Below are 12,060 nucleotides of genomic sequence, written 5' to 3' on the forward strand. Positions count from 1 at the left end.
ACCATGGACTTCGCAGCGGCCTTGACCCGTGACCCGCAGGCGGCGCCGTACCCCACGAGGTGCGACGCGACGGCCGCCGCGGGTTTCGCGGTCGTGGCGGTCGTCCTCGCGCTGACCGTCGACGACGGCCGCCGGCCGGACGCGCTGGGCTGGGCGCTGCTGCTCGCCGCGCACGTGCCACTGGCCTGGCGGCGCAAGGCGCCCATGCCGGTGCTCCTGGCGGTGGTGGCCTGCGTGGTGCCCTACCACGCGCTCGACTACATGCACCTGGCGCCGATCCCGGCGTCGATGACCGCGCTGTACACGGTCGCGTCCACCGGACGGCCGAAGCGCACGCTGTTGGTGGGGCTTTCGGTCACCTGCGTCACGCTGACCATCCAGGTCGTGGTCAACCCGCACGAGACGGTCGAGCTGCTGAGGGTCTCCGGCTGGGTGATGGCGATGCTCGTCTTCGGCGCGAGCATCCGGCTCTACCGGCAGCTGGTGGCGAGCGTGGTGGAGCGGGCGGAGCGCGAGGGAGAGCGGAAGGCCGCCGAGGAGCGGCTGCGCATCGCGCGCGACCTGCACGACCTCCTCGCCCACTCGATCACCCTCATCGGCGTGCAGGCGTCGGTCGCCGCGCACGTCCTGGTCGCCGACCCCGACCGGCTCGACCGGGAGGCGCTCGTCCGCGCGCTCGAAGGGATATCCGAGACGTGCCGGGACGCCCGTGCCGAGGTGCGCACGACCCTGGACGTGCTCCGCGCCGCCCCGGAGGGCCCGCTGCCGGACCTGGCCGCGCTGCCCGATCTCGTACGGCCCTCGGGGGCGGACCTGACGGTGCGGACGGGCGGGGCGAAGGTCCCGGCGGCGGTGGGCGCGGCGGCGTACCGCATCGTGCAGGAGTCGCTGACCAACGCCGTCCGGCACGGTGGTCCGGACGCCCGCGTACGGGTCGATGTCGGCCTGATGGAGGAGGTGTTGACCGTCCGGGTGACCAACAGCGGCATCGTCGGCGGCCACGTGGCGGGCGGTGGGGCGGACGGTCCGCGCGGCTCCGGGTACGGGATCGTCGGGATGCGTGAGCGGGCCAGGAGCGTGGGCGGCACACTGAGCGCGGGGCCGCGCGAGGGCGGGGGCTTCGAGGTCACGGCGGCACTGCCGCTCGCGGTGAGGGAGGTGGCGGTGTGATCCGGGTCCTGCTGGCGGACGATCAGCTGCTCGTCCGGGCGTCGTTCGCGATGCTCGTCGAGTCGGCGCCCGACATGGAGGTCGTGGGCCAGGCGGCCAACGGCAGGGAGGCGGTGGAACTGGCCCGTTCGGCGCGGGCGGACGTGGTGGTGATGGATGTCCGGATGCCCGAGCTCGACGGGATCGGCGCCACCCGGCTGATCGCCGACGACGAGGACCTCGCCGGGGTGAAGGTGCTGGTCCTCACGACGTACGACACGGACGAGCACGTCGTGGAGGCGCTGCGGGCCGGTGCGTCGGGCTTCGTGGTCAAGGACATCCGCCCGGCCGAGCTCCTCGCCGCGATCCGTACGGTGGCGGCGGGGGAGGCCCTGCTGTCGCCGGGCCCCACGTCCCGGCTGATCGCCCGGGCACTGGCGCTCCCCGATCCCCCTGCGGCGGGCGGCCCGGGAGGGCTGTCGGACCGCGAGCGCCAGGTGCTGGCCCTGGTGGCCCGGGGCCTGAACAACACGGAGATCGCGGAGGCCCTCGGACTGTCGCCCCTGACGGCGAAGACCCATGTCAGCCGGATCATGGGGAAGCTCGGGGCCCGGGACCGGGCCCAACTCGTCATCGTCGCCTACGAGTCGGGACTGGTCACTCCCGGAGTCGCCGCCGGTGAGCCGCACGGGTAGTTGCCAATTTTCGCAATTAATCATCTCGTCATAGAATTGCCGGGTGAACGAGAACCTGCCTCCCTGCCCCGAGTGCTCCGGCGCCTACACCTACGAGATGGGCGCGCTGCTGGTCTGCCCCGAATGCGGCCACGAGTGGTCCCTCTCGGCCGGAGCGGCCGACGGTTCCGGAACGGTCGGCGAGAAGGTGATCAAGGACTCGGTGGGCAACGTGCTCGCGGACGGGGACACGGTGACCGTCGTGAAGACGCTCAAGGTCAAGGGCAGCCCCACCGGGATCAAGGCCGGAACCAAGGTCCGCAACATCCGGCTCGTGGACGGCGTCGACGGCCACGACATCGACTGCAAGGTCGACGGCTTCGGACCCATGCAGCTCAAGTCCAGCGTCGTCAAGAAGGCCTGAACGGCTCCGGAGGGACGCGATGGACACGGCGGGGACGCGGGTGAACGTGCGGCCGGGCTGCGGGGCCGCCGACTCGCGGGCGGATCGGCGGTGGGCGCGGTGAGCACGCCCCTGTACCGACTGAAGGCCGAGTTCTTCAAGACGCTCGGGCATCCGGTGCGCATCCGCGTCCTGGAGCTGCTGAGCGAGCGGGAGCACGCCGTCTCGGAGATGCTCGCCGAGGTCGGGGTCGAGCCCGCGCACCTCTCCCAGCAGCTCGCGGTGCTCCGCAGGTCGAACCTGGTCGTCGCGCGCCGCGAAGGCTCCGCCGTCCACTACGCGCTCACCGATCCCCAGGTGGCCGAGCTGCTCGCGGTGGCCAGGACGATCCTCTCGGGCGTCCTCGCGGGGCAGGCCGAACTCCTCGCCGACCTCCGCGACGCGACGCCCGAAGCGCCACCGACCGCCTGACGGCGGGAGGGCCTGCGGAGCGTGCGACCGCCGTGTGCCGGGTGTGCCCCGTGTGCTCCGGGTGCGCCCGCGTGTGCCCGGGCGTCACCTGTTCGGGGCCTGTGCGGGGTGGTCGGGAGCTGGCTTCATGGGGACGGCGCGCCGTCCGGGGCGCCGTTCCGTGTTCTCCCGAGGCGTCGCGTGAGGTGATCTGGGATGGCGACCGACCGGTACGGCCACTTCCTGTACGAGGGTACGGAGGAGGGGGCCGCGCATCTGGACCGGGCGGTGGAGGCGCTGCTGTTCTTCAGGCCGGAGGTGGTCGAGGCCGTCGGGGACCTGCTCGCGGCCGACCCGGTGTCGCCCGTGGGCCAGGCCTTCGCGGCCTATCTGGGGATGCTGGGCACCGAGCCGGCCGACGCCGCCGTCGCCCGGGGCAGGTTCGCCGACTACACGGCGGGTCTGGACCGCGCGGCGCTGCCGCCGCGCGAGCGCCTGCACACGGCCGCCGCCGAGAGCCTCCTCGCCGGTGACCTGCGGCGGGCCGCCGGACTCCTGGAGCGGCTGACCCTGGCGTACCCCAGGGACGCGCTCGCCCTCTTCGTGGGGCACCAGCTCGACTTCCTCACCGGAGACGCGGTGCGCCTGCGCGACCGCGTCGGCGGCGCGCTGTCCGCCTGGGACGCGGACGAACCCCACCGCGGGCCGCTGCTCGGCATGTACGCCTTCGGCCTGGAGGAGTCGGGGCACTACGACCGTGCCGAGGAGGTCGGCGCGGCCGCGGTCGCGCGCAACCCCCAGGACGTCTGGGCCGTCCACGCCGTCGTGCACACCTACGAGATGCGGGGCCGGTACGCCGACGGCATCGCCTATCTCGACGCGCGGACCGGGGACTGGTCGGGCGACAACTTCCTCGCGGTGCACAACTGGTGGCACTACGCGCTGTTCGCCCTGGAGGCAGGGGACACCGACACCGCGATGCGCGTGTACGACGCGAACCTGCACAACGGGACGTCCGCCGGTCTGGCCATGCAACTCCTGGACGCGGCGGCCCTGTTGTGGCGTCTCCACCTGTCGGGGATCGACCAGGCCCCGCGGTGGGAGGCGCTCGCCGACGCGTGGACCGCACGGGCCGACCCGCCGTTCTACGCCTTCAACGACGTGCACGCCGTCATGTCCTACGTCGGCGCCGGCCGCCCCGCCGAGGCCGAGCGCCTCGTCGCCGACCGGCAACGGTGGCTGGAGCGGCCCGGGGCGGGCTCTTCGACGAACGACGCGATGACGGCGGAGATCGGCCTCCCGGTCTGCCGGGCGCTGGTCGCGCACGCGCACGGCGACCACGCGGCCGCCGTGGACCTCCTGTGGCCGCTGCGCCGCCGCCTCCACGAGTTCGGCGGCAGCCACGCCCAGCGTGACGCCGTCCAGCAGACCCTCCTCGAATCGTCCCTGAGGGCCCGCCGGCACGACCTGGCCCGCGCCCTGATCAGCGAGCGCACCGGACTGCGCCCGGACAGCCCGTACAACCGGCGGAGCCAGGCGCGCCTGGCCGCCGCAGCGCGTGGCGAGGGGGCGGGGGATCGACGTCCGGACGGCCTTTCTATCTCCAATCCACATTGTTCCTAGAATGGCCGTGTGGAGGACATCGATGTGATCGCGGTGCTGCAGGATCCGGTGCGGCGCCGCCTGTACGAGTACGTGGCCGCGCAGGGCCGTGAGGTCGGGCGCAACGAGGCCGCCGAGGCGGCCGGGGTCGCGCGGACGCTCGCCGCGCACCATCTGGAGAAGCTGACGGAGGCCGGTCTCCTCGACAGCGGCAGCCGTCGGCTGACCGGCCGTTCGGGACCGGGGGCCGGGCGCCCCGCCAAGGTCTACACGCGGGCGAGGGCGGAGCGCTCGGTGTCGCTGCCCGCCCGCGACTACCGCACGGCCGCCGAGTTGCTCGCCGAGGCCGCCGAGGAGGCCGGCCTCGACGCCGGACTCCGCGCGGCCGCCCGGCGCCGGGGTGAGGCGCTGAGGGGGCCGGCGCCCGCCTGTGGCGGCCTCGAAGAGGTCATGGAGGTGCTGGCCGGCCGCGGGTACGAGCCGCGTCTCGAGGCCGCCGCGGATGCGGGGAGCGCAGGCGACGCCGACGGGGGAGAAGGCGTCGGCGAGGGGGAAGGCGTCGGTGAGGGGGACGGCGCCGAGGGCGGGGCGGCCGGGGAGGCCGAGCGGGTCGTCCGCATGCGCAACTGTCCCTTCCACGCCGTCGCCGAAAGCTTCCCGCCGCTCGTCTGCGGCATGAACCTCGCGCTGCTCGAAGGGCTGATCGGTACGGACGGTCCGGTCCGGGCCCGTATGGACGCCCGGCCGGGAGAGTGCTGTGTGGTGGTGGAGCTTTCTAAAAACAACGAGGATTGACATAGAAAAGCGGGCCGTGCTGGGATGAGCTCATGACCGCACCCCGGCACGCCGCCCACCTCGCCCAGCTCAACGTCGCCACGCTCCGGTACCCCCTCGACGACCCGCGCGTCGCGCCGTTCGTCGACATGCTCGACCCGGTCAACGCCGCCGCCGACGGCGCGCCCGGCTTCGTGTGGCGGCTCGTGGAGGACGGGGCGGCCGACGCCACCGGGCTGCGCCCGGCAGGTGAGGACGTCATCGTCAACCTGTCGGTCTGGGAGACGCAGGAGGCGCTGTGGGACTTCGCCTACCGCAGCGGGCACCTGGAGGTGATGCGGCGGCGCCGCGAGTGGTTCGCACGGCACGTCGAGGCGCACATGGTGCTGTGGTGGGTCCCCGCCGGCCACCTCCCGACCGTCGGCGAGGCCATGGAGCGGCTGGCGGACCTGCGGGCGAACGGGCCGTCCCCGCGTGCGTTCACCTTCGCCTCCTCCTACTCCGAGGCCGAGGCCGCTCCGCACCTCCAGGCCGCGCCGCCGACGGTCTGAGACGGGGCCCTCCTCAGCCGCCGATGCCGGCCGGCACCGTCAGTTCGGCGCCCGTGGCGGCCCGGACCTCGTCGAGGGTGACGCCCGGGGCGAGCTCGGCCAGGACGAAACCGTCCTCGGTGATGTCGACGACGGCGAGGTCGGTGATGACGCGGTCGACGACGGACCGGCCGGTGAGCGGCAGGTCGCAGCGGTCCACCAGCTTGGGGCTGCCGTCCTTCGCGGTGTGCTCCATGAGGACGACGACCCTGCCGGCGCCGTGGACGAGGTCCATCGCGCCGCCCATGCCCTTGACCATCTTGCCCGGGATCATCCAGTTGGCGAGGTCGCCCGAGGCGGAGACCTGCATGGCGCCGAGGACGGCCGCGTCGATGTGACCGCCGCGGATCATGCCGAAGGACAGGGCGGAGTCGAAGAACGAGGCACCGGGCAGGGCGGTGACGGTCTCCTTGCCGGCATTGACGAGGTCGGCGTCGAGCTCGTCCTCGGTCGGGTACGGACCGACACCCAGGATGCCGTTCTCGGACTGCAGCACCACCTCGACGCCCTCCGGCAGGTGGTTCGGGATGAGCGTGGGCAGGCCGATGCCGAGGTTGACGTAACTGCCGTCGGTGAGTTCCAGGGCGGCGCGGGCCGCCATCTGCTCGCGGGTGAGCGCCATGTCAGGCACCGCCTTCCTGTCGAACGGTCCGGCGCTCGATGCGCCGCTCGGCCGCGGGATCGCCGGGGGACACCCTGACCACGCGCTGGACGAAGATGCCGGGGAGGTGGACCTCGTCGGGATCGAGCTCGCCCGGTTCGACGAGGTGGTCCACCTCGGCGACGGTGATCCGGCCCGCCATCGCGGCGAGCGGGTTGAAGTTCCGGGCGGACGAGCGGAAGACGAGGTTCCCGTGCCGGTCGCCGATGGTCGCGCGGACCAGGGCGAAGTCGGTGGTGATGCCGTGTTCCAGCAGGTACGGGCGGCCGCCGAAGTCCCGGGTCTCCTTGGCGGGCGAGGCGACGGCGACCGAGCCGTCGGCCGCGTAACGCCAGGGCAGCCCGCCCTCGCCCACCTGGGTCCCGGTGCCCGCCGGGGTGTAGAACGCGGGGACGCCCGTGCCGCCGGCCCGCAGCCGCTCCGCCAGCGTGCCCTGGGGCACGAGTTCCACCTCCAGCTCGCCGCTCAGGTACTGACGGGCGAACTCCTTGTTCTCGCCCACGTACGAGCTCGTCATGCGCGAGATCCGGCCGGCGGCGAGCAGGAGCCCGAGGCCCCAGTCGTCGACGCCGCAGTTGTTGGAGACGATCCTGAGGTCGCTGACCTCCCGCTGCCACAGGGCGTCGATCAGCGTGCCCGGTATGCCGCACAGCCCGAATCCGCCCACCGCGAGGGAGGCGCCGTCGGATATGTCGGCCACCGCCTCCGCCGCGCTCGCGACTGTCTTGTCCAGACCCATACGGTCCCTTTCCCTCGGGCAGCCGGGCCGACCGCGCAGGTCAGAGCCGGTGCCGGTACAACCGACAGGCAGCGAGCCTAGGCAGGCGGCAGGAGGGCGACCATGTCTGTCATCCACACATCGACCCCGGGGTGGGTGGTGATGACCACCTGCCCCGACGCGGGTACCGGACGCCCGTCGGCGGACGGCCGGAAACCGTGCCCGGCCCGTCGGCACCCATGGCGGAAGAACCCACTCGGGAGCAGCGCTTTGTAGCGGTCACTCACATGGGACCGACTCCAGGCGCTCCCTAGTGTTTCCGGCCATGACGAACACATTTCACGCCCCGGCTCCGCTGCCGCCGCCCAGCGCCGCGGTGGACCTGAGCGGGCGTACGGCTCTGGTGACCGGCGGCGGAAGCGGCATCGGCCGGGCCTGCGTGCTCGCCCTGGCGCAGGCGGGGGCCGTCGTGTACGTGGTCGACCGGGACGCCGACGCGGCCAAGGCCGTCGCGGAGATCGCCGGCGGACAGGCACACGTGGCCGACCTCGCGGACCCCGGTGCCGTCGACCTCCTCCCCGCCGAGGTCGACATCCTCGTCAACAACGCCGGCCTCCAGCACGTCGCGCCCCTCACCGAGTTCCCGCCGGAGCGCTTCGAACTCATCCAGAAGGTGATGGTCACCGCCCCGTTCCTGCTGATGCGCCATGTCCTGCCGCACATGTACGCCCACGGCTGGGGCCGGATCGTCAACGTCTCCAGCGTCCACGGACTGCGGGCCAGCGCCTTCAAGTCCGCCTACGTCGCCGCCAAGCACGCCCTCGAAGGGCTGAGCAAGGTCGCCGCGATCGAGGGCGCTCCCCACGGCGTGACCAGCAACTGCGTCAACCCCGGCTACGTCCGCACCCCGCTCGTCGAGAACCAGGTGCGGGACCAGGCCGCCGCCCACGGCATCAGCGAGGGCGACGTCCTCTCGAACGTCATGCTGGCCCGCTCGCCCGTCAAGCGCCTCCTGGAGTCCGAGGAGGTGGCCGCCGCCGTCCTGTGGCTGTGCGGCCCCCACTCCGGCTACCTCACCGGCGCGTCCCTGCCGCTCGACGGCGGCTGGACCGCGGGCTGACCCGTCGGCGGCGGCCCCCCCGGGCCGAACCGCCGATCCGCGGGCCCGACCCTCGCCCGACCCGCGGCCCCTCCACGTACGACCCGTACCATCCCGTCCCGTCCCCCCTTGTGAAAACCCGGTGAACCCATGTCTGACACCACCCCGAGAAGCGGCATCGGTCGCATCGTCGGCGCGAGCCTGATCGGCACCACCATCGAGTGGTACGACTTCTTCCTGTACGGCTCGGCCGCCGCCCTCGTGTTCAACACGCTGTTCTTCCCCACCGCCGACCCGCTGGTGGGCACACTGATCGCGTTCATCACGTACGCCATCGGGTTCGCCGCCCGACCGCTCGGCGGCATCGTCTTCGGCCACTTCGGGGACAGGATCGGACGCAAGAAGCTGCTGGTGCTCAGCCTCCTCATGATGGGCGGCGCCACCTTCGCGATGGGCCTGCTGCCCACCTACGACTCGATCGGCGTCTGGGCGCCGATCCTGCTGACGGTGCTGCGCCTCGTCCAGGGCTTCGCGCTGGGCGGCGAATGGGGCGGGGCCGTCCTGATCGTCTCCGAGCACGGCGGCGACAAGCACCGCGGCTTCTGGGCCTCGTGGCCGCAGGCCGGCGCCCCGGGCGGCAACCTGCTCGCCACCGGCGTGCTGTCCCTGCTCGCCGCCGTCCAGTCGGACGCGGCCTTCCAGTCCTGGGGCTGGCGCATCCCGTTCCTGCTCTCCGGACTGCTCGTCGTGATCGGCCTGTGGATCCGCGTCTCGGTCTCCGAGTCCCCGGTCTTCCTGGAGGCACAGGCCAAGGCCGAGGCGGCCGCTGCGGCGGGCGTCAAGGAGGAGGCCCCGGTCGTCGAGGTCTTCAAGCGCAGCTGGCGTGAGGTCCTGTCCGCCATCGGCACCCGCTTCGGCGAGAACATCTCGTACTACATCCTGACCTCCTTCCTCCTGGTCTACGTCACCACCCACCTGGGCCTGTCGAAGAGCACCGCCCTCAACGCCGTCCTGATCGGCTCGGCCGTCCACTTCGTCACCATCCCCCTGTGGGGCGCCCTGTCCGACCGGATCGGCCGGCGTCCCGTCACCCTCATCGGCTCGGCGGGCATGGCGATCTGGGCCTTCGCCTTCTTCGGTCTCGTCGACTCGAAGTCGTTCGTGGTGATCACCCTCGCCGTCACCGCCGGCCTGCTGCTGCACGGTGCCATGTACGGCCCGCAGGCGGCCTTCATCTCCGAGATGTTCGACACCAAGGTCCGCTACTCCGGCGCCTCCATGGGCTCCCAGCTCGCCTCCATCCTCGCCGGCGCCCTCGCCCCGATCATCGCGGTCGAGCTCCTCAAGGACTACGGCAGCTCCACGCCCATCAGCATCTACCTCTGCGCGGCCGCCGTGATCACCACCATCACCGTGGCCGTCACCCGAGAGACCCGCGGCCGCGACCTCGCCCGCAACCGCGCCGAGCAGCCCGCCGACGAGCCCCGCCCGGTGCACGCGGGCGACCCCGCGTAACACTCCCTCCGGTGCACACGTGCGACCCCGCGTAGCACCCCCCTCCGGCGGTGTCGGGCCCAAACCGCCCGGCACCGCCGCACTCGTGAGGCGCCCGGTCCGCCCCCACCATGGGGGAGAACCCGACGCACCGGGCCCCGCGCCGCATCCCACCCCGCACACGCCCCGCGAGGAGGCCCCATGACCGCCGACCGTCGAGCCGAGAACGGCCCACCGGCGCCGGAAGGGGAACGAACGCCGGAGCCCGACGAAGCCGGGACGCCGGTGCCTGCCGGAGCTCCGGCGTCGGGGTTCGGCGAGGTGCGGGTGGCGGCGGCGCCCGCCGAGGCGGCTGCCCGGAACCTGCTGGACCTGCTCGCGGCCGGGGCGCCCGCCGAGCAGCTCGCCGCGCAGCCGGCCAGGTCACGGGCCGGTGGGGCGGGCGGGGCGGAGGCCGCGTGGATCGAGGAGACCACCGAGGTCGCCCTGTCCGTGCGGCGGGTGCTCGACCAGTACCGCCGCCGGGAGGCGGAACTCGTGGCGCTCTTCGACACGGCGAGCGACCTGGCGGGACTGCGGGACCTGGACGCCGTGCTCCGCGCCATCGTCCGGCGGGCGAGAACGCTGCTGGGCACGGACATCGCCTACCTGACGCTCAACGACCCGGTCGCCCACGACACGTTCATGCGGGTCACCGACGGTTCCGTGTCCGCGGCCTTCCAGCAGCTCCGGCTGGGCATGGGCGAAGGCCTGGGCGGCCTCGTCGCCCAGACCGCCCGCCCCTACGCCAGCACCGACTACCGCACCGACCGGCGGTTCCGCCACACCGGCGCGATCGACGACGGCGTGGCCGAGGAGGGGCTCGGCGGCATCCTCGGCGTCCCGCTGCGCGTCGGCCAGGAGATCATCGGGGTGCTGTTCGCCGCGGACCGGGGGCCACGCGAGTTCACCCCCGACGCCATCGCCCTGCTCGGCTCGCTCGCCGACCACGCCGCCGTCGCGATCGACAGCGCCCGCCTCCTGGAGGAGACCCGCTCCACCCTGAGCCGGCTCGAAGCGGCGAACGCGACCGCCCACGCGCACAGCGAGGCACTGCACCGGGCCTCCGACGCCCACGACCGCCTCACGAAACTGGTGCTGCGGGGCGCGGGCATCGACGACGTGGCAGCCGAGATCGCGGCGCTGCTCGGGGGCGGGGTCGCCGTCCACGACACCGACGGCAGCGAGCTGGCCCGGTCCTGCACCGGACCGGTCACCCCCTCCGCCGAAAGCCTCGCGGCCTCGCAGACGGACGGTCGCGCCGTCCGCGCGGACTCCGTGTGGACCTGCGCCGTCCTGGCCGGGACCGAGGCCCTGGGCAGCATCGTGCTGACCGGACGGGACGACCTCACCGAGGCCGACCGGCGGCTGTTCGAGCGCGCCGCGCTCGTGACCGCACTCCTGCTCCTCATGCGCCGGTCCGTCGCCGAGACCGAGGACCGGGTGCGAGGCGAACTCCTCGACGACCTCCTCGTGGACCCCGCCGCGTCGGCGCGCCGGGACGGCGGCAGCCTGACCCTGAGGGCCCGGCGCCTCGGAGTCGACCTCGCCCGGCCGCACTCCGTCGCCGTCCTCGACTGCGAGGCCGCCCTGCGGCCCCGGCTCTCCGACGAGACCGCCCGCAAGGCCCGCGGCCTCGGCGGCCTCGCCGGCACCCGGCACGGCCACGTCGTCCTGCTGGCTCCGGGCGACCGCCCCGGGGCCCTCGCCCGATCCCTGTCGGCCGACCTCGCCCGTACGCTCAACACACCCGTCACCGTGGGCGCGGCCGGCCCCGGACACGGACCGGAGCACCTCGCCGCGCTCCACACCGAGGCCCTCCGGTGCCTCACGGCCCTCCACTCCCTCGACCGCACCGGCGAGGGCGCCGACATCGCCGACCTGGGCTTCATCGGCGTCCTCCTGGGCGACCGGTCCGACGTCGGCTCGTACGTCGACCGCGTCCTCGCCTACGACTCCGAGCGCGGCACCGAACTGGTGCGGACCCTGCGCGCGTACTACGACCACGGCGGCAGCCTCTCCCGCGCCAAAGACGCCCTCCACGTCCACGTCAACACCGTCGTACAACGCCTCGACCGCGTCGCCCAACTCCTCGGCCCCGACTGGAACACCCCCTCCAGGGCCCTCGAGACACACCTCGCCCTCCGCCTCCACCGCCTCACCCGCCCCCCGACCGAAACCTGACCCCACCCACCGCCCTGCCTCGTCCGGGCCCGCACTTGCTGCCTCGTGGCCCCGCCCACCGCCGTGCGGGCCCCGTGCCACAGCCGTGTGGCCCCGCCGCCCGGTGTGGGCCTTCGCCCACCGCCGTGTGGACCTGTGCCCCCTGCCGAGTGGGGCCTGCGCCTGCCGGGGCTCTCGCCCTCCGCCCACCGCCGTGTGGGGCCTGCGCGGGCCCTGGGCTCTC

12 protein-coding genes are annotated in these 12,060 nt (G+C 73.4%); 10 read left to right on the forward strand and 2 right to left on the reverse strand.

The window, feature by feature from the left end:
- Positions 1 to 3: 3 nt before the first annotated feature.
- The 7 genes from OO54_RS00200 to OO54_RS00230 all read left to right on the forward strand — a co-directional run bounded on the left by OO54_RS00200 (position 4) and on the right by OO54_RS00230 (position 5,603).
- The gene (locus tag OO54_RS00200) at positions 4 to 1,170 is read left to right on the forward strand and encodes a sensor histidine kinase (RefSeq protein ID WP_033200812.1); all 1,167 of its coding nucleotides are present in this window, start codon (positions 4 to 6) and stop codon (positions 1,168 to 1,170) included.
- The gene (locus OO54_RS00205; RefSeq protein ID WP_033200813.1) at positions 1,167 to 1,844 is read left to right on the forward strand and encodes a response regulator; all 678 of its coding nucleotides are present in this window, start codon (positions 1,167 to 1,169) and stop codon (positions 1,842 to 1,844) included. Before OO54_RS00200 ends, OO54_RS00205 begins: the two co-directional genes overlap by 4 nt.
- Positions 1,845 to 1,887: 43 nt before the next feature.
- Complete coding sequence (locus tag OO54_RS00210; protein ID WP_017241904.1) at positions 1,888 to 2,247, forward strand: zinc ribbon domain-containing protein YjdM; 360 nt, start codon at positions 1,888 to 1,890, stop codon at positions 2,245 to 2,247.
- A 99-nt stretch (positions 2,248 to 2,346) separates the two neighbouring features.
- A complete protein-coding gene (locus OO54_RS00215; RefSeq protein WP_033200988.1) occupies positions 2,347 to 2,697 on the forward strand; it encodes an ArsR/SmtB family transcription factor in 351 nt (116 codons plus the stop codon).
- Between the two features lie 195 nt (positions 2,698 to 2,892).
- Positions 2,893 to 4,299, forward strand: a complete 1,407-nt coding sequence (locus tag OO54_RS00220; protein WP_033200814.1) for a tetratricopeptide repeat protein — start codon at positions 2,893 to 2,895, stop codon at positions 4,297 to 4,299.
- 9 nt (positions 4,300 to 4,308) lie between these two features.
- A complete protein-coding gene (locus tag OO54_RS00225; protein ID WP_033200815.1) occupies positions 4,309 to 5,073 on the forward strand; it encodes a helix-turn-helix transcriptional regulator in 765 nt (254 codons plus the stop codon).
- A gap of 32 nt (positions 5,074 to 5,105) precedes the next feature.
- Positions 5,106 to 5,603, forward strand: coding sequence for a DUF3291 domain-containing protein (locus OO54_RS00230; RefSeq protein WP_033200816.1), 498 nt, complete (start codon positions 5,106 to 5,108; stop codon positions 5,601 to 5,603).
- 13 nt (positions 5,604 to 5,616) lie between these two features.
- Here the strand turns inward: OO54_RS00230 and OO54_RS00235 are convergent, their stop codons facing one another.
- Together OO54_RS00235 and OO54_RS00240 are read right to left on the reverse strand one after the other, a co-directional pair.
- Positions 5,617 to 6,264 (reverse strand): CoA transferase subunit B, encoded by a 648-nt coding sequence (locus tag OO54_RS00235; protein WP_033200817.1) that lies wholly within the window; start codon positions 6,262 to 6,264, stop codon positions 5,617 to 5,619.
- Position 6,265: 1 nt separating this feature from the next.
- Positions 6,266 to 7,042 carry a CoA transferase subunit A gene (locus tag OO54_RS00240; RefSeq protein ID WP_033200818.1) on the reverse strand — a complete coding sequence of 259 codons (777 nt, stop codon included), beginning with the start codon at positions 7,040 to 7,042 and terminating at the stop codon, positions 6,266 to 6,268.
- A gap of 304 nt (positions 7,043 to 7,346) precedes the next feature.
- On the opposite strand from OO54_RS00240, the gene OO54_RS00245 reads away from it, so the two are divergent.
- From OO54_RS00245 to OO54_RS00255, 3 genes are all read left to right on the forward strand, one after another.
- Positions 7,347 to 8,141, forward strand: coding sequence for a 3-hydroxybutyrate dehydrogenase (locus tag OO54_RS00245; protein WP_033200819.1), 795 nt, complete (start codon positions 7,347 to 7,349; stop codon positions 8,139 to 8,141).
- A 129-nt stretch (positions 8,142 to 8,270) separates the two neighbouring features.
- Positions 8,271 to 9,635, forward strand: a complete 1,365-nt coding sequence (locus OO54_RS00250) for an MFS transporter (protein ID WP_033200820.1) — start codon at positions 8,271 to 8,273, stop codon at positions 9,633 to 9,635.
- Positions 9,636 to 9,815: 180 nt separating this feature from the next.
- On the forward strand, positions 9,816 to 11,837 hold the full coding sequence (locus OO54_RS00255; protein WP_234439551.1) for a helix-turn-helix domain-containing protein: 2,022 nt from the start codon (positions 9,816 to 9,818) through the stop codon (positions 11,835 to 11,837).
- The last annotated feature ends 223 nt before the right edge of the window (positions 11,838 to 12,060 follow it).

The organism is Streptomyces wedmorensis (assembly GCF_000716445.1).
GTDB lineage: Bacteria > Actinomycetota > Actinomycetes > Streptomycetales > Streptomycetaceae > Streptomyces > Streptomyces wedmorensis.

Excerpts from the sequence above, each read along its gene's own strand:
- OO54_RS00240 (WP_033200818.1), bottom strand. The coding sequence starts at position 7,042 with ATGGGTCTGGACAAGACAGTCGCGAGCGCGGCGGAGGCGGTGGCCGAC.
- OO54_RS00230 (WP_033200816.1), top strand. The coding sequence starts at position 5,106 with ATGACCGCACCCCGGCACGCCGCCCACCTCGCCCAGCTCAACGTCGCC.
- OO54_RS00250 (WP_033200820.1), top strand. The coding sequence starts at position 8,271 with ATGTCTGACACCACCCCGAGAAGCGGCATCGGTCGCATCGTCGGCGCG.
- OO54_RS00235 (WP_033200817.1), bottom strand. The coding sequence starts at position 6,264 with ATGGCGCTCACCCGCGAGCAGATGGCGGCCCGCGCCGCCCTGGAACTC.
- OO54_RS00200 (WP_033200812.1), top strand. The coding sequence starts at position 4 with ATGGACTTCGCAGCGGCCTTGACCCGTGACCCGCAGGCGGCGCCGTAC.
- OO54_RS00255 (WP_234439551.1), top strand. The coding sequence starts at position 9,816 with ATGACCGCCGACCGTCGAGCCGAGAACGGCCCACCGGCGCCGGAAGGG.
- OO54_RS00220 (WP_033200814.1), top strand. The coding sequence starts at position 2,893 with ATGGCGACCGACCGGTACGGCCACTTCCTGTACGAGGGTACGGAGGAG.
- OO54_RS00245 (WP_033200819.1), top strand. The coding sequence starts at position 7,347 with ATGACGAACACATTTCACGCCCCGGCTCCGCTGCCGCCGCCCAGCGCC.